Genomic DNA, 22,092 nt, shown 5'->3' on the forward strand with positions numbered 1-22,092 from the left:
CCTTTTCCCACCTTTCTATCTCTGTCTTTCAAAAACTACTCCGTGAGCTATGGCCGGGATCGATTCGTTCAGCTTGATCATCGTTTTACTTAACAGAGCCCCGGTTGCCACCATCAATACTCGTTTTAAATTTCCTTTTTTCATTTCTTGGAATATGTGACCGTAAGTTACAACTGCTGAACAAGCACATCCGCTCCCGCCGGCAAATGCTCTTTGTGCTGGATGAAAAATTAACAGTCCGCAATCTGAATGGTTGCCTCGGATGTCGTACCCATCCTCAAGCAATAATTCCTTCAGCTTCGGACTGCCGACTCCCGAAAGATCGCCGGTAAGAATTAAATCGTAGTCAGAAGGAGTCCGATTTAAATCACGAAAGTGCTGCTTAATTGTATCTGCAGCTGCCGGCGCCATTGCGGACCCCATATCATAAGGGTTTTTCCTGCCAACATCGATCACCTTGCCGATCGTTGCAGCCGTTATGGCAATCTCACTTTCGTCTTTGCTGATTAATACAGCACCTGCCCCTGTTACGGTTGTCGTCGCTGTTTCTGGCTTTTGTCCGCCGAAATTCGTTGGATGCCGAAACTGCTTTTCAGCTGCGCCATAATGGCTGCTTGTGGCAGCGATAATTTTGTTCGCGAACCCCCCATCGATCAGCGCGCATGCCGCAGCGACTGTTTCCATTGAAGTCGAACAGGCCCCGTACATACATAACAGCGGAATATTGAGCATTCTAGCTGTATAGTTCGATGTAGCATTTTGGTTCAATAAATCCCCCGCCAAAAACAAATCAATATCCTCTTCCTTTAATTCAGCTTTTTTTAAACAGCGGCTGATCGCCTGCTCCATTAAATTCCGCTCGGCCAATTCCCAAGACGGCGCACCGCAGTACATATCATCAAAATGAGCATCAAATGTTTCCTTAAGCGGTCCTTTCGCTTCCTTCGGCCCAACGACAGTTGCCGTTTTATTGACAAACAATTTATGTTGAAACACCCATGTTTGCTTTCCCGTTAACCGCATCATGCTATGTTTCCTCCGATCATATGACAAATTGCCTTTACAGACCAGCAAAATAAAGCCAATGAAACAAAGAGCCGCAAATTTTTCCTAAAACGATCGCCATCATCAACATAACGATTTTGTCATCAATGCCGATCCTTTTCGCTAATATCGGAAATACATTCAGCACTTCTGTTAATGCTGCTGCAAGCATTCCGACAAATATTCCGTAAAGGAGACCGATCGGGATAAACCAATAATGCGAAGCATGCAAATAGACGGGAGAGAGGCTGAACCAACCGCCGGACACGGCGCCAAGAATAACAGCCCATTCATACAAACGAATCCATTTTATTGTCTTCGTCAGCTGCATGAGTCTTGGAATGATTCCGAGAACAGATAAAAACGCAACAAATCCACACCCGACAGCCAAGCCCCCTGCAAACCCCGTAAACAAAAGCATGAACCATTTAATCATCATCATTTTTCACGCTTTCTTTGTTTTCGTTTATGGCGATGTATTGGTCGAGATCCATTTGATAATTAAAAATCTCGACTTCCAACGGACTCGGCTCTTCATTAAATTTCTTTTTAAAAACGTGATTAAAAAACAGAACCATTCCCAGCCCCAAACCGATGGAGTAGGGGATTTGCAAAATTAACGGCTTATCGATCTTATTGCCAGTGAAAAACTGATACAAATTGCGATGCATCCGCTGCATGCTGACATCTTCATGAAAGTTCATAATCGTTAAAGCCGATCCGACAAATAATAACAGCCATACAAGAAAAAAAAGGACGGGAGCAAATTTTTTTCGATGATTTTGAATTTCAACAATTGTTTGCGTCGGCCCAACAGGTTGGACATCAAGGGAAGGATCAATGGATTGGATTTTTTCTATGACGTTGATGACATCAATGACAACATATGTTTTATCTTTTGATTGAATTTGATGAATGATTTGATCCCCCATTTTGCTGATTAACGCTTCGTCTGCAATTATTTTCGCGATTTTGTTAAGCGTGATCCTTTCGTTCGGTTTTGCCTGAATACGATGCTTTAGACGCACATAAACCGTTTTATTCACGCCCTGTCACATCCTACTTTTTTCTAATAGTATGAAACGTTCGCCACTCCCTCATGCAAAATGATCAAGACCATTTATTTCCACAAAAAAAGACCAAAGAGCTATCCGCTCATTCGGTCTTTCATTTGCTTTAATATTTTCTTTTCCAGTCTGGACACCTGAACTTGTGAGATTCCTAACCGTTTTGCGACTTCCGACTGTGTTTGATCTTTATAATACCGCAAATAAACGATCAGCCGCTCCCGCTCGCCTAAATCGTTCATAGCATCTTTTAATGCTATTTGATCAAACCATTTTTGCTCATTTTGATCTGCAATTTGATCCAGCAATGTAATCGGATCGCCATCATTTTCATAAACCGTTTCATGGATGGAGGAAGGTGCACGTACAGCTTCTTGTGCAAGAACGATATCTTCAGGTGAAATATCTAAGTAGTCAGCGATCTCCCCTACTGTTGGCACCTTGCCAAGTGTTTTGGACAGTTCCTCTCTAGCCCGTCTAATTTTATTTCCGAGCTCTTTTAATGAACGGCTCACTTTTACTGTTCCGTCATCCCGGATGAATCGTTGAATTTCTCCTATAATCATCGGAACAGCATAAGTGGAAAATTTAACATCATACGACAAATCAAACTTATCGACCGATTTCACTAAGCCAATGCAGCCGATTTGAAATAGATCATCCGCCTCATAGCCTCGGTTTAAAAATCGCTGCACAACTGACCAAACGAGCCGCATGTTTTTTTGGATAAGCAAATCGCGGGCTGCCTGATCGCCTTGCTGGCTTCTTTTAATCAAATCCCTGACTTCCTGATCCTTCAATTGTCCATTCGAATGTTCGTTCTTGACCTCCACATCCATAAGCTAATCTCCTTAATTACATAAAGCTTTGCTTTTTGTAAGATGTTTTGTTAATCGAATGATTGTGCCTTTATTTTTTTCCGATTCTATTTTCACTTCATCCATAAAATTTTCCATGATGGTAAATCCCATTCCTGAACGCTCCAGCTCAGGCTTTGTTGTAAAAAGCGGCTGTCTAGCTTCTTCAATGTTGTCAATTCCTACCCCTTCATCTCGAATCGTCAAATGAACGATATGGTCCTCTAGCGTGCAGGAAATATACACAATACCGTCAGGATTATTTTCATAACCGTGAATGATCGCATTTGTCACAGCTTCGGAAACTACTGTTTTGATTTCGGTTAGTTCATCGATCGTCGGATCCAGCTGTGCGATAAAGGAAGCTACAGCTACTCTTGCAAATGATTCATTTTGACTTACAGCGGAAAATTGAAGCTTCATTTCGTTTTTCATGACGCCACCCCCAACGTTTGCAAAGCCGCTTTCTCTGTCTCGGCCAGATGAATAATTTTAAATAAACCTGACATGTCAAAAAGACGCTTTACACTCGGGGAGATGGCGCAAACAATCATTTCACCGCCGAGATGTTTTATTTGCTTATAACGCCCGAGAATCACTCCAAGTCCGGAGCTATCCATAAAAGTTAATTGTTCTAAATTTAATAAAATATGTTGAATAGAGTTATTTTCGATGGCATCATTGACTTTTTGCCGAAGTTCCTCTGCTGTATGGTGGTCGAGCTCCCCTGACAGACGTATCAATAACACGTTTTCTTTTACTTCAAGGTCAACCGCTAGACTCAAGATCATATTCCTCCTTCAACTATGATATTGAATCTTTCGAGTTGACCTTTCATATTTCCTGCCTGAAGACAAAACTAGTGGAATTTCGCCAAAAATATCATTTTTCGGCCTTCGTCCATTCGCCTAGAACCCTTTTGAACAGCTTCCACCAGCTCGCAACGCGAACATCTTGTTTAGCCACAAGCTTGCTTTCAGCAAAAACCTTTCCATTCTTTTTCAGCACGAGGGTTCCAAGCTCATCTCCTTTTTTCACTGGCGCTACCAGGTGGTTTTTAAACATAATTTCTTGTTTAATATCATCAATGCTTTCGCCCTTTTTGGTTATAATGGAAACAGGCTCCGAAGTAATCAGCTGTACATCTTTATCGCTTCCTTTGCTCAGTTTTGCTTTTGTCACCACTTCGTTTCGTTTAAACAGAGGATGGGTTTCATACTGGGAAAAGGCATAGTCTAACAGCTTCGTGATTTGAGCATTTCGATCTTTTGGCGTTTTAGCTCCAAATACAACAGCAATAACCCGCATATTCCCTTTTTTGGCTGTTGCCGTTAAACAGTATTTCGCTTCGTTTGTATAACCTGTTTTTACACCGTCTACTCCGTCGTAAAATTTCACAAGCCGATTTGTATTGACCAACCAAAATTTTTTGTCTGTTCCTTCTCGTAAATAATCCTCATATGTTCCCGTAAATTTCGTAATTTCTTCATATTTTAATAGCTCTTTGGCAATAACCGCCATGTCCTTTGCCGACGAATAATGTCCTTTTGCAGGTAATCCGGTCGAATTTTTAAAATGCGTATTTTTCAGTCCGAGCTCTTTCGCTTTTTGATTCATCATGGATACAAACTGTTCTTCTGATCCTGCAATTCTCTCCGCCATCGCGACAGACGCATCATTGCCGGAAGCAATCGCAATTCCTTTTAATAAATCTTCCACTGTCATTTCTTCCCCAGGCTCCAAAAAGATTTGCGATCCCCCCATGGATGCTGCATATTCGCTCGCTCTTACTTTTTCATCCATTTGAATCTTTCCTTTATCAAGAGCTTCCATAATAAGAAGAAGCGTCATGATTTTCGTCATACTGGCGGGCGGCAGCGGTGTATCTGAATTTTCTTCATATAGTACTTGACCTGTATCCCGCTCAATCAATATAGCCGATTTCACTCCATCTACTAGTTTGACATTTTTTTCTTCTGCCCACGCAGCCGTTGAAACCCCAAAAAAAAGAACAAATGTTGCCATGACAGACAGTAGTAATTGTTTCATCTCCACATCCTCCATTCCTCATATGTAACTGCAATCTAATCTAATGAAATGTAAAAGACTCTAAAAATGAAATGAGAATGAATTTTTACTGGTAAAATTATCTGTATAAAACCCATTTTTTCCAATTATTAAAAAGTTATACAAAAAAAGAATCGGGATTACCCGATTCTTTTTTTCTTTCCTAATTTGTTATTGTTTCATAAATAAGGACAGGCTTTTTTGTTTTGTTTTTCGAAATTTTAATGCTGTAGTATAAAGTTTGTTTCACCTTTTCAATATCTTGTTGATTGCTGTAAATTGTAACGAATGTTTCTCCCTTTTTTACGTAATCGCCTATTTTTTTATGGAGGATGAGGCCGACTGCCAAATCAATTGCAGCATCTTTCGTCGCTCTTCCGGCACCAAGCCACATGGCGGCAGTCCCGACTGCATCAGCTGCAATTTCGTTTACATAGCCTTCTTCTTTCGCCTTTAATTCGAATGTATACGAAGAATGCGGCAATTTTGATGGATCGTCCACAATTGAGGCATCTCCCCCTTGGGCAGAGACAAATGTTTTAAAAGTCTCTAAAGCTTTTCCGGAAGCAATGGATTGCTCGAGCAGTTTACGCGCTTTTTCTAAACTGTCTGCTTTTTCCGCCATATACACCATATAGCTGCCAAGCGTTAAACATAGTTCAGTTAAATCTTCAGGACCTTCACCTTTTAATGTATCAATCGCTTCTTGGACTTCAAGAGCGTTTCCGATGGCAAACCCTAACGGCTGACTCATATCGGAGATCACGGCAATCGTTTTTTTGCCGACGTTTTCCCCTATTTTCACCATCGCTTTTGCCAGTTTTTTTGATTCTTCTATATTTTTCATAAAAGCGCCCGATCCGGTTTTAACATCTAAAACAATGGCATCCGCTCCGGCAGCGATTTTTTTGCTCATGATGGAGCTGGCAATAAGAGGAATACTGTTAACCGTCGCTGTCACATCTCTTAATGCGTACAGTTTTTTATCAGCGGGAGTTAAATTCCCCGTTTGTCCAACGACTGCAATTTTATTTTGATTGACTAAATGGACAAACTGTCGATTGTCTATTTCAACATGAAACCCCGGGATCGATTCTAGTTTATCAATCGTTCCGCCGGTATGGCCAAGACCTCTTCCGCTCATCTTGGCAACAGGAACACCAGCTGAAGCCACAAGCGGCGCAAGCACCAACGTAGTTTTATCGCCAACTCCTCCGGTCGAATGCTTATCCACTTTTATTCCTTTAATTTCACTAAGATCGATCTTTTCTCCAGAATCAACCATCGCCATTGTGAGCTCCGCCATTTCCTCTTCCGTCATCCCTCTAAAAAAAACGGCCATGGCGAAAGCGCTCATTTGATAGTCCGGAATCTCCCCAGCCGTATATCCTTCAATGATATAACGGATTTCTTTTTTTGTGAGCGCTTTCCCATCCCGCTTCTTCTCTATTAAATCGACCATTCGCATGCAAATCACCTTTTTCTACATTTTGGCTACGATGGATTTTACTAGCGCTATAAAATCAGCCCGAACCATTTCCGCCGTTTTCATGACTTCTTCATGCGTCAAAGGCTGTTTTAAAATACCAGCCGCCATGTTCGTAATACATGAAATGCCAAGCACTTTCATTTTGACTTGATTCGCCACAATTACTTCTGGAACTGTTGACATGCCAACTGCGTCTCCCCCGATCGCTCTTAACATCCGTATTTCAGCCGGCGTTTCATAGGACGGTCCAGTATTGGCAACATAAACCCCCTCTTTTATTTCGATGCCAAGCTCTTTCGCTGCTTCTTTTGCCAGCTGGATTAGTCTGCTATCGTACGCTTCCGACATATCGGGAAAACGGTCGCCAAGCTCAGGGCTATGTTCGCCAATTAAAGGGTTTTGTCCCATGTTGTTAATATGATCGGTAATCAGCATTAAATCACCTGGCTGATATGACTGATTGATCCCTCCGGCTGCATTTGTCACAATTAAGGAATGAATACCCAGCGCCTTCATGACTCGCACAGGAAATGTCACTTGCTTTACACTATACCCTTCGTAAAAATGGAATCTGCCTTGCATGATCGCTACTGTTTTGCCATTTAGCTCCCCAATTACGAATTGGCCTTTATGCCCTTCAACAGTGGAAACCGGAAAATAAGGAATGTCGCTGTATGGAATGGTTACAGCATCCTCCACTTCTTCAGCGAGAACTCCTAAACCTGATCCTAGAACGAGACCGATCTCTGGAGTTTGTTTGCATTTATCTTTTAAAAATTGAGAGGCCTTTTCAACTTCTTCCACAATTGACATTGATCAATCCCCCTGCTTCAATTCTGTTAAAAAGCTTGTTCCGTAATTTGGCATTTGCACGCCGAAATTTTCTGCAATGGTTGCTCCTACATCTGCAAATGTTTCTCTGATTGGCAGTTCTTTTCCTTTTGTATAGGTTGAATTATAAACTAACAGCGGAACATATTCTCTAGTATGATCTGTACCATGATGAAGAGGGTCGTTTCCATGGTCTGCTGTGATGATGAGCAGGTCTTCTTCCTTCATTTTTTCGAACACTTCAGGAAGACGAGCATCGAATTCCTCAAGCGCTTGTCCATACCCTTCAGGATCTCTTCTATGGCCGAATTTTGCATCAAAATCGACAAGGTTCAAAAAGGAAAGACCTGTAAAATCCCGGTCGAATGTTTGGATCAATTTGTCCAATCCATCCATATTCGACTTTGTCCGGATTGCATCTGTAATGCCTTCGCCGTCATAAATATCGGAAATTTTCCCAAGGGCAATTACATCAAATCCTCCGTCCTTCAACTCGTTCATAACTGTTCGGCCGAAAGGCTTTAAAGCATAGTCATGCCGGTTGGCAGTCCGTTCAAAATTCCCCGGCTCCCCGACAAACGGACGAGCTATAACTCGCCCAACCATGTACTTTTCATCCAAAGTCAGTTCGCGGGCAATTTGACAAATTTGATATAATTCGTTCAGAGGAATGACTTTTTCATGTGCAGCAATCTGTAAAACAGAGTCTGCCGACGTATAGACAATGATGGCTCCTGTTTTCATATGTTCTTTTCCAAGCTCTTCTATAATTGCCGTACCGCTTGCCGGCTTATTGCCAAGCACTTTTCGCCCGGTTCTTTTTTCAAGCTCCTCTATCAGTTCTTCTGGGAAGCCGTCTGGAAATACTTGAAAAGGAGAATCGATTTTTAACCCCATCAGCTCCCAATGACCAGTCATCGTATCTTTTCCTGCTGAAGCTTCTTTCATTTTTGTATAGAAGGCGAGCGGCTTGTCTGTCTTTGGAACACCTTTTATTTCACGTATATTCCCCAATCCGAGCTTCGCTAAATTCGGCAAATGCAAACCGCCGAGATGTTCAGCGATATGGCCAAGCGTGTCAGCACCTTTGTCGTTATAAAGCTCTGCATCCGGTGCTTCGCCGATTCCAACTGAATCCATTACAATTAAAAAGACGCGTTTATATGTATGCTGCATGTTAAATTCCTCCTGCCATTTGAAAGCGGTGATGATTATATTTTTTCCTAATGCTTGCCGAAACAGACGAGCAACTTGATTTTTAGCATGACGATGGCATTAAGCACGGGGGTGGTACATTTTATATACATCTTTTAAACGTGTTTTTGTCACATGAGTATAAATTTGCGTGGTTGAAATATCAGCATGACCTAGCATTTCTTGCACCGCTCTTAGATCAGCGCCGTTTTCAAGCAGATGGGTGGCAAAGGAATGTCGCAATGTATGAGGAGTCAATTCTTTTTGTATTCCTGCTTTAACCGCAATCGATTTTAAATTTTTCCAAAATCCTTGGCGGGAAATTCTTTTTCCATGATGGTTTAAAAATAAGGCATCCGTTTTATGCTTCTGTCTTACAAGCTTTGGCCGGCCCTTTTCCAAATATTCCTCCAGCGCTTTTGTTGCTTTTTCTCCAATCGGAACGAGCCGTTCTTTTTTCCCTTTTCCGTAGCAGCGGATAAATCCCATGATCAAATGGACGTCTGAAAGATTCAAATGAACCATTTCACTCACCCGAATACCTGTCGCATATAAAAGTTCAAGCATTGCTTTATCTCTATATCCAATCGGTGAGGTCAGCTCAGGCGTTTCAAGAAGCCGCTCCACTTCCTCAAGAGACAGCACTTTCGGAAGCTTCCGTTCAATCTGCGGTGTTTCAATATGGACGGACGGGTCTTCATCCGCAGCTTTTTCCCTTAACAAAAATTGATGGAAAGCGCGGATTGAGGCGATATGCCGGGCGATTGTCTTGCTGGATTTCCCTTGATCTTTCAAAAAATGCAAATATTGCAAAATATGATAGCGTTGAATATTTTGCACTTCTTGAATATTCAGTTTTTCGTTCAAAAATTGCTTGTACGATTTCAAGTCTCGCTCATATGAAACGATCGTATTGTTCGCAAGTCCTCTCTCAACGGTCAAATAATGAATAAAATCTTGGATATGATCGTTCAATCTTCTCTACTCCCCGTTTAAATAAAAGAATATTAAGCGATTCAGCCAATTATCGTTCTGTTCTTCCACAACGCTTGTCACCTTTACGGCAGATCCTTCAGGCTCGTCATAGCGATGGTAATCTTGATATTCCAAGTTAACCCATATAATAGCATAGTAGAACAAAATCGTAAATCCTGTAAACAAGATAAAAATTTTAAGCATATTCTTTACGGTTTTCGTCCATTTTTCCATGTTCGTCCTCCACAAGGCCATATTTTCTTATATTTAAAGATATGACCGTCTGGACAATCTTTATACGTATATAATATAAAAAAACCTTTCCCCTCGCGGAAAAGGCTTTATTCTTTCTTGTTATCTTCTTTTTCCTGACAGCGGTGGCATATGCCGTGAAAAGTTAGACGATGATCTTTAATTTTAAACTTCCAATCTCGTTCGACAATTTTTTCAACATCTTCTAATAAATCTTCCTGAATCTCATCAACGGAACCGCATTCCATACATACGAGATGATGGTGAAAATGAGCGGCTCCTTCCCTGCGCAAATCATATCTGGAAACCCCGTCTCCAAAGTTTATTTTATCAACAATTTTCAGCTCAGTTAACAATTCCAGCGTTCTGTACACTGTTGCGAGCCCGATCTCAGGCGATTTTTCCTTAACGAGGAGGTAAACATCTTCGGCACTTAAATGATCCTCTTCATGTTCAAGCAAAACACGAACGGTTGCTTCCCTTTGCGGGGTTAATTTATAGCTTGAAGAATGCAACTGCTTTTTTATACGCTCTATGCGGTTTTCCATGACACTTTCCCTCCCTCGCCGCATTCCTCATATATTATAACAAAATAAAAGAAAGTGTCCAACTGAAATAATTTTAAATTAAAAAATAAAATTTATATTAAATAATAATTATTATTTATAAATAAAATCGATCGTCCCTCTCATCAGGATCGGGGAAACATATGCTTCTAACATTGCAGCGAGCAATATAACGGCGATCAAGCAAGAAAATGTGACTGCATAGCCTGCAAACATTCTAAACGGCTGATCGTGGAACTTTTTTACAAAAAGCTGTCTAATGAGCTTGAAGGAAAAAGAAATTGCCGATGCGCTCATAATAAGAAACACAGGTATCAGCAGCAAATTTTGCGGCAAAACGGAAACGAATGACAGCAAAAATCCGCCCCATTTCATTTGATTTACTAAAAATCCGACTGTAAATCCAACGACCATTCCTTTTAAAAATAACATGATAAAAATAATCGGCAGACCAATGATCGAAATGCCTAGAAGCCACATAAGCCCTACATATTTTGTATTGTGGAAAAAACTTTGCTTGAACATTTCAAACGAGCTGGCAAGTTTTCCGTCCGATACTTGTCCAAAAAACAGGTTTAAATAATAATACAGATCTTCTTTTTGCGTAATGCTCATGCTGTTTACGATGATTGCGCCAAAAATTACTCCCATTATGAACAATATAAGCACAAATAAATAGACGGTTGATTGATCTTTCAATTGTTTTAGTAAAAAACGCTGAATATTCTGCATATCCTATCCTCTCCTGTCTTTCTTTACTAGATTGTATGAGAGAACGGATGGTACATATTCGTATTTTTACTAGAAAAAAAGAAAAGGCGCGAAAATTTACGCACCTTCCACTTTTCCGTATTTTCCTCCTCCCCCTGATTGCACATAAAGGGTGCCTTCTCTTGCCGAGATGATGGAAGCGGCGATTTTTTCCGGAACCACTTCGACAAGATCGGCGTACGGAACTTTGTGTAAAATATTCATTTCCGTTCCAAAATAATGCTTTAATTTTTTTAATGTTTTAGGGCCAATGCCAGGCAGAAAAGCTAGCGGGACTTGATGAATATAAGGGGGCCTTTTCTCCACATGATTTGTTTTATCCCCCAGTTCTTCAACCCGCTGTTTTACACCTTTTGTAATTTTTACTCCTCCGCATATTTGACAGCATCCCTCATCTGTCAAGCCTACTGTTTTTTGGCACGCTTCACAAAACGTTTCGTAATACTTTCCAAGTTTCGGGTTTAATCCGTAATTCGCCTCAATTTTTCTGTCGTTTTCTTTTTTGATCGCCATCACCAATTCCTGAAACGTCGGCGCTTTTAACAACAACTTCTGATATTCCCGCCCGATTTTTGGCAATGAATGGGCGTCTGAGTTCGTTAAAAATGGATAGGAAGCTAGTTCACGAATACGGCTTGCCATGTTAGTATCGCTGCTCAAACCAAGCTCGACCGCATCGATGAGTGTTTGATCAAAAACTTCTGTCAAGCTTCGCTGAACCCCTTTTCCGTACAAGCTTTTAAAAGGAGTAAAAATATGCGCCGGAATGAACAATCCGTCCAAGCTCTTCACTTTATGCTGAAGTCTTTTCCCTTCAACATATACCCGTTGAGAGCTTAAATGAATATTTTTTAAATGGGAGCTGAGCCAATGGGAAAATTCCTTCATCTTTTCTAAAGTCGGCATAAAGCATAGAACATGGATCGGCCCATTGCAATGTTCATCAAATATTTCAAGCTCCGTACCTAAAATAAGTGTCGAATTTTGATAGCGGACTCCCCCTTCCATTAATTCCTCATACTTTCCCCTTCTGATGCCATCTTCAATTTCCTTGATTACTTCGGGGACATGGCAATCAATGATGCCAATTATATCCATACCTTTGCTCTCAGCTGCTTCTATAAAAATATTTTCAAGCGTCAGCGACTTGGCCCCCGTAATCTTTACCGGTTTTCCTGTATTTGTTCTGCCAATATGAATGTGCAAATCTGCGAAAAAAGCGTTCATATCTCCTCACTCAATTGTTTTAATGTTAAATATTGAAATGCATAAGCAGTTTTTGCATCGTAAATTTCTTTATCTTCTATCAATTTTCTCGCTTCCTCAAGGGTTACTTCCAGCACCTCGACAAACTCGTCTTCATCCAAACTTGCTTTATTTTCCAGCTTTATCAATCCTTCAGCTAAATAAAGATGAACGAGTTCATCAGCAAAGCCCGGTGAAGTATAAAACGAAATGACATGTTTTAATGATTCACATCCATAGCCCGTTTCTTCTTCCAACTCTCTTCTTGCTGTGATTTCAGGTGACTCCCCTTTTTCAAGCTTTCCGGCAGGAATTTCCACAAGCTGGCGTTCTAAAGCTTTGCGATATTGTCTCACCATGACAATTTTCCCTTCATTTGTAATAGGAATCACGGCAACTGCACCCGGATGCTTCACGACTTCACGTTTCGCATTTTCTCCGTTTGGGAGACGGACATCTTCCACATATACATCAATAATCTTCCCTGAAAAAATTTTTTCCTTCGCAATCGTTTCCTCGTTTAAACGGTTCATATATTCAACTCCTGTTCTATTATCCAATCATTCTTCATACATTCTACCATAATTAAAAAGGAGGCGGAGCGATTGCTCATGTATCGGAATTATAACCGGGTCGTGATGATCGGAAAGCCGAAGGAAATTGCTTACAGCTTAAAGGAAGCCGCAAAACGATATAAAACAGTCTATGAATGGCTTCATCATGAATATGAAACATTTGCTTTTTCAAAAAGTTTATACTACTTTCAAATTAGAAGAGAAAAAGAGAGGTGATCTTTTTGAAAAAGCGCAGATTAGGAACATCCGAGCTGTATGTGAGCGAAATCGGTCTTGGATGCATGTCGCTTGGCCGCGACGAAAAGCATGCGCGTTCGCTGATTGACCAAGCTCTTGAATTGGGGATTAATTTTTTTGATACAGCAGATCTTTATGATCAAGGCCTGAATGAAGAATTTGTCGGAAGGGCTCTTAAATCGCGTCGAAACGATATCATTTTAGCAACAAAAGTAGGAAATCGGTTTGAAGTTGGCAAAGACGGATGGTGGTGGGATCCATCCAAGAAATACATAAAGGAAGAAGTGAAAGAAAGCCTCAGACGGCTGGGTACAGATTATATCGACTTATATCAGCTTCACGGAGGAACAATCGACGACCCGATCGATGAAACGATTGAAGCGTTCGAAGAGTTAAAGCAGGAAGGCGTCATCCGCTACTACGGCATTTCTTCGATTCGGCCGAACGTTATTAAAGAATGGTTGAAACGCTCCAATATCGTTTCAATCATGATGCAATACAGCCTTCTTGACCGGCGCCCAGAAGAATGGTTTTCTTTGATTCAGGAGCATAACGTTTCTGTTATTGCCAGAGGGCCGTTGGCTCAAGGCCTCTTGACAGAGCGCCCGCTCGAAAAAGCCTCTGAGCGCGTCAAGAACAATGGGTATTTAGACTACACGTTCGATGAATTAAAAGAAGCTTTGCACAGCATCGATTCAGCATGCCCGGATCGCACTCGGACGGAAACAGCCATAAAATATGTTCTTCATCAGCGTGTTGTAGCCTCCTGCATTGCCGGAGCGAGCAAGCAAGAGCAGCTGCTTGAAAATGTCCAAGCAGCGAAAGCAAAAGATCTGCTGGAAGAAGAATACGAAGCGCTTATAAACGCAACAAAACAGTCTCTTTATACAATCCATCGCGATTAAAACAGGCGGGGACGATCCCCGCTTATTTATTTTCGGATTCACATGACTGTTGAAAATTCAATTTATCTATCCAGTTGATGTTCCTACCGAAACGGATGGGATTCGCACGATCGTGTTGCAATCTCAATGGCTAAACGATTGTTCATAGCACATAAACCGGATTTACAACTATATGTATCGGTTCATTGAACAGCGCCGTCCATTCCTATCTTGAAAAATTTTTGGACTAATATATTTTGAAATCCGTTTAAGCTTGAATATTTTCTAATGAGGGGATCTAAGCAAATTTTGCAGTGCTTTTCCATATAAATGAAGGGGCACACAGTCTTCGCTAATATAATAAAATATCGCTAAACCGTTTTCTAACGAAAGAATAGTCCATGCTATTTCATCCGCAGATAGAGCAGAATCGTTATTCTCTTTCGACTTCAATTTTTCAATCGCCTTGGAAATTTGTTGTACCGCTTCCGTTATCATGTCAGACCATTTTCGGCGTATCGATTCTTCACGCATCGCATAAAGAAAAAATTCCATGTTAAGCATGCTCCACGTTCGATTTTTCTGCCTAACTGACAGGAAATATTCATCCATCGTTTCGATAAAATGTGAAAGCGAATGCTGTCCGTCTATGACTTGAAGAATGTTGTCCACATGCAATTGCATTTGTTGCTCCAAAATAGCTAAAAAGAGCTCTTCTTTGGAACGAAAATGGGCATATACCGCCCCTTTGCTAAATCCGGCATGTTCTGCAATTTTATCAACAGAAGCGCCGTGAAAGCCGAATCGAGCAAAGATTTCAACAGCTGACTCTAAAAGTAATTGCCGCGTTTCTTTTTTTCGCTCCTCTTGGGTTAATCTTCGTCTGACCAATTTGCTATCCTCCCTCTCTCTTGACAATCATACCATATAGCATTAACATACCAAATAGTATATAAATTCTAATCAGTATACAAATTATAATTTTACATTATGCTGGACGCAACTATCAACAATGTCCTCCTAGATTTATAGATCATGAGTGAAAAAGGAAGAGGGGAAGAATGCGAAAAGAAGAAAGCCTTACAACACAGAAACCAACTTTGCCCCAAATTTTGGCTGAAACTTGTAAAATTGGAATTATTCAATCAAATCTCGTTCCGATGTTGGCTGGATTGACATTGGCATTGTATACGTATCAGATCAGCCTGTTTGAGAAATTGCCGGAAATGTTATTTGCTTTGATTGGATCGATTTTCGTAATGGGTGCAGCTGGAGCTTTTAACAACTTATATGACCGAGATATAGATTCTATCATGGAAAGGACGAAAAACAGACCGACTGTGACAGGAGCAATAAAGCCTAAAACAGTATTATGGCTTGGAATCTGTATGTCTATTTTAGGAATTGCAGCCCTTGCATTAACAACTCCTCTAGCAGCATTCCTAGGGTTTCTAGGTTTGTTTTTTTATGTTGTCCCATATACGATGTGGAGCAAGAGAAGAACAATTTATAATACGGAAATTGGCAGTATTTCTGGAGCAATGCCCCCTCTCATCGGATGGGCTGCTGTTCATCCGGACGTGACACATCCAGCCATTCTTGGTCTGTTTGTGATTTCAATTATTTGGCAAATGCCTCATTTTTATGCTATAGCTATTCGCAAGCACGATGAGTATAAGGCTGCGAAGGTCCCTATGCTCCCAGTTGTCAAAGGTGTTAAAAGAGCATATATACAAACGAATATTTATTTAATTATTTTAATTGCAGCAAGCTTTCTTTTTGGGCCTTTAAGCCTCGGTCTTATGCTAGTAGCCCTTCTTTTAAGCGTTCTGTGGCTTATGTTAAGCATTTTCGGCTATAAAAAGATGGATTCAGAGAAATGGGCAAAATCAATGTTTCTTTATTCTCTGTTTCATATGACAATCTTATTTTCAACTGTCATTATCTATTCTCTTGTGGGAATTCTTTTTCATTTATAAAAGAAAGTGTTTCTAAACAAATTCATGGCGGCATAATAAATGTTGGGAATTAAGGGGCTGTCCGATGAGTTCCTAAAATGAAGGATCGGGGAAAAATACTACTGTGAAGGACAAAAATAATCAAATAAAATTTGTAAATGTCCTTCATAGAGGCAATGAAGTCCAACAAGAAGCAGTTGTATATGCTGAATGTCCGTCATACAACTTTTGAAGAACCTAATGAAGAAAAAAAGCATAAGAAAAGTCCTTCATAAGACTTCTGGAGGATATAAACAAGACAGGAAAAATGGTCTATCCGATAAGTCCCTAAAATGAAGGGGCTCCAAAAAGTCAGTGAATCCTGACTTTTTGGACAGCCTCCTTTCCAGCTTTTTATTTAAAATCTTCCCATTTCAAGTCGCTTTCTGCGAGCAATTCAGCAAAGCTTTTCTGTTTTTCCCGCTTTTGTTCCTCTTTTCTTTTACGCTCCAATTCCAGTTTTTTTAATTTCTCCTTTTCTTCTTCAATTTGCTTCTTCATATCTATAAGCTTTTTCGCTTTTTCTTCGCCGATCTGATCTTTGAGATTCCATGCATCTTTCATGTTTTTTCCCTTCCTTTGACCAATGCATGCTCTTTTTTATCCTAATACATCGTGAATATTCTGCATGTTTTTTTCCATCCATGCAATTGCTTCATCGATCGTGGCAAACTCTTCCGCTTCAAACGTCATTTCATCTTGAATCAGCCACACATCCTTTTTTTCATATCCCATTCCTCCTACAGACCAATGCAGAAGGGTGTACGGATGATTGTCATGGAGAAAGGACACCCATGTTTTATTTAAAGCAATGTTCTTTAAAGAAGCTAGACGTTCCTTCAATTTTGTTCCCTCATTTCACAATGCAGCTCATTCTTGGATTGTAAATTTGCATTGGACTTTTGAGCATGAATATTTGTTTTTGCCCGTGATAATCGATTTGCAATTCATCATCTAAAAAAACAAGCTTTGATCGCTCCACGTACACCGGGACAAAATTTGTATCAATTTTCATATCATCCTCATCAAGATCTTTCACAAGCCAAAGAACAGTAACACCGCTCATGACACAGCCGCAGCCATCTGTATCATATTTCAGCTTTATATAGCGGTTTTCGTTCATTTCCAATATCTCTTTAAGTTTTGCTTTCGCTGCGTTTGTAAACGAAATGTTCATAGGCTAAAATCATCCTTTTTTAATTTTGCCTCCATTCTATCATATTTTAGCTCTCTCCGCTTATTGAAGCAGAATGAACATAACCGATTAACGTTTTTTAAACATTTATAGAGAAATATTGACAAACTATTAGCCGGGTTAGTTGAATAAAGCTGTTGTTTTTATTTGTGAGAAATCAGCGTTATTTTCACAAGCAAATTATGACACGTCTATTTTCTTCCAATCAATATCATTGCATTCCCTAATACTTTTTTGTTCAATAAAAGCTTTGGCAGTTTCATTACTTTAGCGAGTTTGTAGCTTTTCAATTCAGATACACCATGTTTCTTTAAGGAATTTAAGAGCTCTTTTTCATCCCCAAATATTTTTTCATCCATAAACAAATCTAAAAAGACAAATCCACCACCAGGTTTTAACACTCTTAATGCCTCTTTCATTACTTCTGTTTTATTTCTTTCATCTTTAACTTCATGAAATGTTAGACAACTTACAATTATATCGAATTCATCATTTTTAAAAGGCAGTTTTGTGGCACTTGCTTTCAGAAAATTTATTCGATCAGAAACCCCTTCAATTTCAGCGTTTCGTTGGCATTGATCTTTCGAATATTCCCAATCGTCGCCCCAATAATCAATTCCAGTTAATAGAGACTCAGGAAAAGCCTTTGCAAGTTTTATAATCAGTGAACCGCTGCCTGTTCCTATATCCAGCATTTTTCCTTGCCCATCCCAATTCACCTTGGCAACAATTAAGTCATGTATTTTTGACTGATAATTTCCCCCAAATGCTGCGAATTGGTAATAAGAATAAGAAAGGATAAATGTAATATAAATTAATGGTAACGCTATAATACCTGACAAAACTCGCAGATATAAATTAATAGGTAAGAATGTCAACAAAATGAATAAAAGTGAAAAAAGCAAAAAAATTAGTAGTTTATTCATTCGAATCCAAGTTTGATACCTAGCATTTGTTTTCAAGTTATCAGCCATCCTTAAATCATAAACTGATTACCGTAGCAATTCGGTCATTGAATTGCTACGGCTCGTGTAGTTGACTAGCGAAAAGATACAGCATAAATTAAACTAATATTCATTTAATTTGGTGCTGTATCCTTTCCTTCAGTTTAAGTAAATTGTTTCACAATATCATGGTTTTATCAATCTTTATTATAAATAATCAAGTTTTGCTTTAAATGGTCGAACCTTTTTTTAACTCTACATTCGGATGGAAAATTTCAAAACTAATTTGCATTTTAAGCCATTTTGACTATTCAGGTTGTAAAATATATAGTGGAAATAGGTGTCGTGTTCTGAGCGGTTCTGTGAGGAGTTTTAACGACGAATGGGTTTGAGGAACTTCTCTGAACGATTTTTATTTTAGGAGGAAATAACATGGAAGTTTTTGCAAAATATTTAGCAGGTATTGATAACCCCGACCACCGCGACCGAACAGAGGAAATTTTGGCGTGGGTTGCTAATAAATTTCCAAATTTGAAACCGCAAATCAAGTGGAACAAACCCACATTTACCGATCACGGCACATACATCATTATGTTTGCCGCAGCAAAGAATCATTTGAGCATTTTACCCGAAGAAAAAACAATGGTGCATTTTGCTGATGAAATCGTTCAAGCTGGCTACAGCGCTTCTTCACGCTTGTTCCGAATTCAATGGTCTGAACCAGTTAATTACGAATTGCTTGAGAAAATAATTGAATTTAATATCAAGGATAAGGCTGAGAATTCGAATTTTTGGCGGAAATAGCATAATATCGAAGGAGGAAGACATGGAAGTTTTTGCAAAATATTTAGCAGGTATCGATAACCCCGACCACCGCGACCGAACAGAGGAAATTTTGGCGTGGGTTGCCAATAAATTCCCAAATTTGAAACCGCAAATCAAGTGGAATACGCCAATGTTTACCGATCACGGCACATTTATCATCGGCTTTTCCACAGCGAAGCATCATTTGAGCGTTTCACCTGAAGAAAAGACAATGATGCATTTTGCCGATGAAATCGCCCAAGCTGGCTACAGCGCTACCAAAGGCTTGTTTCGAATTCCGTGGAATGAGCCGGTAAATTACGAATTGCTTGAGAAAATGATTGAATTTAATATTCAGGATAAAGCAGACTGTTCAACTTTTTGGCGGAAATAGAATAGGATAGCCCTTAGAAAGCCTGTGAGGGCTTCTGAGAGGCTTTAAGAAGTTGATAGCTACAAAAACGCTTTTTCATGCCCCAACACTCTTGTTGTGGACGCCCTGACACAGCTAATGTCAAAGCTTTTTTAATAAGTGTAAATTATTACAGGAGCTAAGAAAATAATTCTCTTACTTATTCCAGAAAATGACCCTATAGTGGCAGAGTGAAACTTAATTGTTTTTAGTTAACCGTGAATGTCACTTATTCACTAACGGGTGCTTTTTTAGTGAAAGAAAAATTAATTGATTTTAAGATTGAGATCATGTTTTAGTTATTCCATTATAGGGCGCCGATGGTAGAGTAATCGAGTAGGAGGGGGTGACTAACCCCCGACCTCTCACACCACCGTACGTACCGTTCGGTATACGGCGGTTCAATTAAGTATGACGTAGTGCTTGATATCTTTCGAATAGACTTCTTAACCCTCGACGCTTCCAATAGGAGTTGTCGAGGGTTTTGTGTAGAATGGGACTGCAGGCAATCCGCCAATATTTCTTGCGTGTATTGCCCCATTCGAATGCTTTATGGCTTGGAACCCCTAATCCTCTGAGTTTCCGAATTCTTGTTTTCGGGGTTTTCCATTCTTTCCACAAACACATCCGAAGCCTTCGTCTAATCCATTCATCAAATTCTTTGAACTTACTTGGTGTTTCTGCCAAGGCAAAATATCCGCACCATCCCATTAAATACTTGTTCAGTTTCTCAATCCTTTTCTCCATTGGATACGGTTTCGACCTTGATGTAATTTCACGGATCTTGTTCTTCAAACGTTTCACACTTTCGTTCGCAATCCGTACCTTTGGAGTCTTATTGAGTGTGAAGCTGAAACCGAGAAACTTCCGTTTCCAAGGACGGTCTACCGCCGATTTCTCTTTATTTACCTTGAGCTTTAACTCCTTCTCTATAAAGTTCGTAATGGAGTTCATGACACGAATTCCTGCTTTCTTTGTTTTCACATAGATGTTACAGTCATCCGCATACCGAACAAACTTATGTCCACGTTTCTCAAGCTCCTTATCCAATTCATGAAGCATGATGTTTGATAAAAGTGGACTAAGCGGGCCGCCTTGAGGCGTTCCCATGTCCGTTTCCATTACCACTCCATTGATCATCACGCCTGATTGAAGATACCGGCGGATTACCTTCAGTAGAATTCGATCTTTGATCGTTTTCGCCAAGATCCCCATCAGTTTGTCGTGATTCACCTTGTCAAAGAATTTCTCTAGGTCTATATCGACTACCCAACGATATCCTTCTTTGATATAACCCTTTGCTTCCCTAACCGCATCATGTCCCCTTCTACCTGGGCGGAAACCATAGCTATGGTTCGAGAAGGTCGGATCAAAGATTTTCGTCAACACTTGGGCAATCGCTTGTTGGATGAAACGATCCGTCACGGTAGGGATCCCTAGAAGCCTTACTCCACCGTTCGGTTTCGGGATTTCGACTCGACGGACGGGTAAGGGCTTGTAGGTTCCTTCTCTCAACGACTGTCGAATGGAGTCCCAATTTTCGTAGAGGTGTCTTCGTAGGTCTTTTACGGACATGCCATCTACTCCGTGACCTCCTTTATTCTGTTCGACTCGTTTCAGTGCCGCCAGGAGATTTTCCCGTGACAAAATCATTTCCATCAACATTGATATCCTCTCCACGTGAACGAATTCTTCTATTTGTGCCATCTTCTGCTCCACCCTCTTGAAGTCCCCCGTGGGATTCACCACTTCCTCCTTCAAGTAAGTCCTATCGGATTGTCTGCTTCCACACAGAAGATGAACGCCTAGCGATTCGTTCTCCTTAATTGTTCAGTCCTTCCTCTTCCATCTCGAGCTTGAAAGAGTACTATGACTTCTGCTGACTTCTGACTGTTCAGCTATCTATCACTAGATAGGTTACCAAGGTTACTTGGCGTGCCAGCCAGACCTCCCCGGGTAAGAGTGTAATCTTTCCTTCCATCCATCTGCTTCATTTACTTTGTATCACCTTCGGCAGAAAGGGCTTTGTTTTGTTGTGCAAACTCACCCAGTGATACCTAGCCTCATATGAAGTTCGTGTTCCTCAGACCGGAAGTTTGCCGCTCGCTTCCTTCAGATTCCGCGTCACCACGGACACCCTTGCGTTAAGCTAACTGCTACTTCTGCCTTCGCAGCTCGGGACTTTCACCCTATAGATTACACCCATGCCGGGCGCACGCAAAAAGCCCAATTTCTCAAATTTTTAGAAATTGGGCTGTTAATTATCGTCATTTTCTAAGCGTTGTAAATCTGCATTTTCCTGACCTTACGCTACCCCTATTAAATTTGTATTTCTAATGCTGTTTTCTTAGTATTGCTCAATTTCAATAATATCTCCTAATTTTAAAACATGTTTTTTAGTCAAGTAATCAACAATTCGTAATTCTCTTTTTAGCTGATCGATATAATGAATATTGCCGACAAGCTTCTTTATTTCACCTTTTTGATAATAGGTGAATTGTAGAGTAATGTTCTCTTCCATAGCCTCACAGATAACTTCATTAAATTCTTCATATTTTTGTTCATCTAAAACCGGTTTTTCGACTTTATCTAAACTTTCATTGTATTTCCTTAGTAATTTCACATGCTCGGGCAGCATCATAGCTGTCCATTTTATGCTTCCACGATCCTGAATCATTGTTTATCC

General features: G+C 40.2%; 28 protein-coding genes. 5 read left to right on the forward strand and 23 right to left on the reverse strand.

Features of this window, described 5'->3' with window-relative positions:
• Positions 1–15: 15 nt before the first annotated feature.
• From spoVAD to RI196_RS12115, 16 genes are all read right to left on the reverse strand, one after another.
• Entirely contained in the window at positions 16–1,023 is a 1,008-nt protein-coding gene (gene spoVAD / locus RI196_RS12040; protein ID WP_063388662.1) for a stage V sporulation protein AD, read from the reverse strand.
• Positions 1,024–1,060: 37 nt separating this feature from the next.
• Positions 1,061–1,483 (reverse strand): stage V sporulation protein AB, encoded by a 423-nt coding sequence (locus RI196_RS12045; RefSeq protein WP_063388663.1) that lies wholly within the window; start codon positions 1,481–1,483, stop codon positions 1,061–1,063.
• Entirely contained in the window at positions 1,473–2,090 is a 618-nt protein-coding gene (locus RI196_RS12050; protein WP_063388643.1) for a stage V sporulation protein AA, read from the reverse strand. Before RI196_RS12050 ends, RI196_RS12045 begins: the two co-directional genes overlap by 11 nt.
• A gap of 101 nt (positions 2,091–2,191) precedes the next feature.
• The gene (sigF, locus tag RI196_RS12055; RefSeq protein WP_063388329.1) at positions 2,192–2,950 is read right to left on the reverse strand and encodes an RNA polymerase sporulation sigma factor SigF; all 759 of its coding nucleotides are present in this window, start codon (positions 2,948–2,950) and stop codon (positions 2,192–2,194) included.
• A 12-nt stretch (positions 2,951–2,962) separates the two neighbouring features.
• Complete coding sequence (gene spoIIAB / locus RI196_RS12060) at positions 2,963–3,403, reverse strand: anti-sigma F factor (RefSeq protein ID WP_063388330.1); 441 nt, start codon at positions 3,401–3,403, stop codon at positions 2,963–2,965.
• On the reverse strand, positions 3,400–3,753 hold the full coding sequence (gene spoIIAA / locus RI196_RS12065) for an anti-sigma F factor antagonist (RefSeq protein WP_063388331.1): 354 nt from the start codon (positions 3,751–3,753) through the stop codon (positions 3,400–3,402). Before spoIIAA ends, spoIIAB begins: the two co-directional genes overlap by 4 nt.
• 97 nt (positions 3,754–3,850) lie before the next feature.
• The gene (locus RI196_RS12070) at positions 3,851–5,017 is read right to left on the reverse strand and encodes a D-alanyl-D-alanine carboxypeptidase family protein (RefSeq protein ID WP_063388332.1); all 1,167 of its coding nucleotides are present in this window, start codon (positions 5,015–5,017) and stop codon (positions 3,851–3,853) included.
• Between the two features lie 181 nt (positions 5,018–5,198).
• Positions 5,199–6,503 (reverse strand): pyrimidine-nucleoside phosphorylase, encoded by a 1,305-nt coding sequence (locus tag RI196_RS12075; protein WP_311066294.1) that lies wholly within the window; start codon positions 6,501–6,503, stop codon positions 5,199–5,201.
• 15 nt (positions 6,504–6,518) lie between these two features.
• Positions 6,519–7,337: a purine-nucleoside phosphorylase gene (locus RI196_RS12080; protein WP_094246165.1), complete on the reverse strand. Its 819-nt coding sequence runs from the start codon at positions 7,335–7,337 to the stop codon at positions 6,519–6,521.
• Positions 7,338–7,340: 3 nt separating this feature from the next.
• On the reverse strand, positions 7,341–8,531 hold the full coding sequence (deoB, locus tag RI196_RS12085; RefSeq protein WP_311066295.1) for a phosphopentomutase: 1,191 nt from the start codon (positions 8,529–8,531) through the stop codon (positions 7,341–7,343).
• 99 nt (positions 8,532–8,630) lie between these two features.
• On the reverse strand, positions 8,631–9,524 hold the full coding sequence (gene xerD, locus RI196_RS12090; RefSeq protein WP_063388336.1) for a site-specific tyrosine recombinase XerD: 894 nt from the start codon (positions 9,522–9,524) through the stop codon (positions 8,631–8,633).
• Positions 9,525–9,530: 6 nt separating this feature from the next.
• The gene (locus RI196_RS12095; RefSeq protein WP_063388337.1) at positions 9,531–9,758 is read right to left on the reverse strand and encodes a YqzK family protein; all 228 of its coding nucleotides are present in this window, start codon (positions 9,756–9,758) and stop codon (positions 9,531–9,533) included.
• 107 nt (positions 9,759–9,865) lie between these two features.
• Positions 9,866–10,324: a ferric iron uptake transcriptional regulator gene (fur, locus tag RI196_RS12100; RefSeq protein WP_311066296.1), complete on the reverse strand. Its 459-nt coding sequence runs from the start codon at positions 10,322–10,324 to the stop codon at positions 9,866–9,868.
• 111 nt (positions 10,325–10,435) lie between these two features.
• The gene (spoIIM, locus tag RI196_RS12105) at positions 10,436–11,074 is read right to left on the reverse strand and encodes a stage II sporulation protein M (protein WP_066247667.1); all 639 of its coding nucleotides are present in this window, start codon (positions 11,072–11,074) and stop codon (positions 10,436–10,438) included.
• 96 nt (positions 11,075–11,170) lie between these two features.
• Positions 11,171–12,340, reverse strand: a complete 1,170-nt coding sequence (locus RI196_RS12110) for a TIGR00375 family protein (RefSeq protein WP_311066297.1) — start codon at positions 12,338–12,340, stop codon at positions 11,171–11,173.
• The gene (locus RI196_RS12115) at positions 12,337–12,891 is read right to left on the reverse strand and encodes an NUDIX hydrolase (RefSeq protein WP_311066298.1); all 555 of its coding nucleotides are present in this window, start codon (positions 12,889–12,891) and stop codon (positions 12,337–12,339) included. The genes RI196_RS12110 and RI196_RS12115 overlap by 4 nt, the downstream gene beginning before the upstream one ends.
• 78 nt (positions 12,892–12,969) lie before the next feature.
• On the opposite strand from RI196_RS12115, the gene mciZ reads away from it, so the two are divergent.
• Positions 12,970–13,149, forward strand: a complete 180-nt coding sequence (mciZ, locus tag RI196_RS12120; RefSeq protein ID WP_145976098.1) for a Z-ring formation inhibitor MciZ — start codon at positions 12,970–12,972, stop codon at positions 13,147–13,149.
• 5 nt (positions 13,150–13,154) lie between these two features.
• The gene (locus RI196_RS12125; RefSeq protein ID WP_311066299.1) at positions 13,155–14,075 is read left to right on the forward strand and encodes an aldo/keto reductase; all 921 of its coding nucleotides are present in this window, start codon (positions 13,155–13,157) and stop codon (positions 14,073–14,075) included.
• A gap of 264 nt (positions 14,076–14,339) precedes the next feature.
• Here RI196_RS12125 and RI196_RS12130 read toward each other — a convergent pair whose 3' ends face one another.
• Positions 14,340–14,945: a TetR/AcrR family transcriptional regulator gene (locus RI196_RS12130; RefSeq protein WP_094246168.1), complete on the reverse strand. Its 606-nt coding sequence runs from the start codon at positions 14,943–14,945 to the stop codon at positions 14,340–14,342.
• Positions 14,946–15,115: 170 nt separating this feature from the next.
• Here RI196_RS12130 and cyoE point away from each other — a divergent pair, with 170 nt between their 5' ends.
• Positions 15,116–16,033 carry a heme o synthase gene (cyoE, locus tag RI196_RS12135; protein WP_063388344.1) on the forward strand — a complete coding sequence of 306 codons (918 nt, stop codon included), beginning with the start codon at positions 15,116–15,118 and terminating at the stop codon, positions 16,031–16,033.
• Between the two features lie 372 nt (positions 16,034–16,405).
• Here cyoE and RI196_RS12140 read toward each other — a convergent pair whose 3' ends face one another.
• The 4 genes from RI196_RS12140 to RI196_RS12155 all read right to left on the reverse strand — a co-directional run bounded on the left by RI196_RS12140 (position 16,406) and on the right by RI196_RS12155 (position 18,220).
• Positions 16,406–16,615: a DUF3886 domain-containing protein gene (locus tag RI196_RS12140; protein WP_130157802.1), complete on the reverse strand. Its 210-nt coding sequence runs from the start codon at positions 16,613–16,615 to the stop codon at positions 16,406–16,408.
• A 36-nt stretch (positions 16,616–16,651) separates the two neighbouring features.
• Positions 16,652–16,894, reverse strand: coding sequence for a DUF2552 family protein (locus RI196_RS12145; RefSeq protein ID WP_063388346.1), 243 nt, complete (start codon positions 16,892–16,894; stop codon positions 16,652–16,654).
• A gap of 10 nt (positions 16,895–16,904) precedes the next feature.
• Positions 16,905–17,228 carry an iron-sulfur cluster biosynthesis family protein gene (locus RI196_RS12150; protein WP_066247658.1) on the reverse strand — a complete coding sequence of 108 codons (324 nt, stop codon included), beginning with the start codon at positions 17,226–17,228 and terminating at the stop codon, positions 16,905–16,907.
• Between the two features lie 209 nt (positions 17,229–17,437).
• Entirely contained in the window at positions 17,438–18,220 is a 783-nt protein-coding gene (locus tag RI196_RS12155; protein ID WP_311066300.1) for a class I SAM-dependent methyltransferase, read from the reverse strand.
• A 402-nt stretch (positions 18,221–18,622) separates the two neighbouring features.
• Between RI196_RS12155 and RI196_RS12160 the strand changes: the two genes are divergently transcribed.
• Together RI196_RS12160 and RI196_RS12165 are read left to right on the forward strand one after the other, a co-directional pair.
• A complete protein-coding gene (locus RI196_RS12160) occupies positions 18,623–18,994 on the forward strand; it encodes an iron chaperone (RefSeq protein ID WP_130157798.1) in 372 nt (123 codons plus the stop codon).
• A 22-nt stretch (positions 18,995–19,016) separates the two neighbouring features.
• Positions 19,017–19,388 (forward strand): iron chaperone, encoded by a 372-nt coding sequence (locus RI196_RS12165; protein ID WP_130157796.1) that lies wholly within the window; start codon positions 19,017–19,019, stop codon positions 19,386–19,388.
• A gap of 423 nt (positions 19,389–19,811) precedes the next feature.
• Here RI196_RS12165 and ltrA read toward each other — a convergent pair whose 3' ends face one another.
• Together ltrA and RI196_RS12175 are read right to left on the reverse strand one after the other, a co-directional pair.
• The gene (gene ltrA, locus RI196_RS12170; protein ID WP_311067332.1) at positions 19,812–21,071 is read right to left on the reverse strand and encodes a group II intron reverse transcriptase/maturase; all 1,260 of its coding nucleotides are present in this window, start codon (positions 21,069–21,071) and stop codon (positions 19,812–19,814) included.
• A gap of 682 nt (positions 21,072–21,753) precedes the next feature.
• Positions 21,754–22,083, reverse strand: a complete 330-nt coding sequence (locus tag RI196_RS12175) for a YolD-like family protein (RefSeq protein WP_066247653.1) — start codon at positions 22,081–22,083, stop codon at positions 21,754–21,756.
• Positions 22,084–22,092 lie beyond the last annotated feature (9 nt).

This window comes from Aeribacillus composti (assembly GCF_031760945.1).
In the GTDB taxonomy this organism is placed as follows: Bacteria; Bacillota; Bacilli; order Bacillales; family Aeribacillaceae; genus Aeribacillus; species Aeribacillus composti.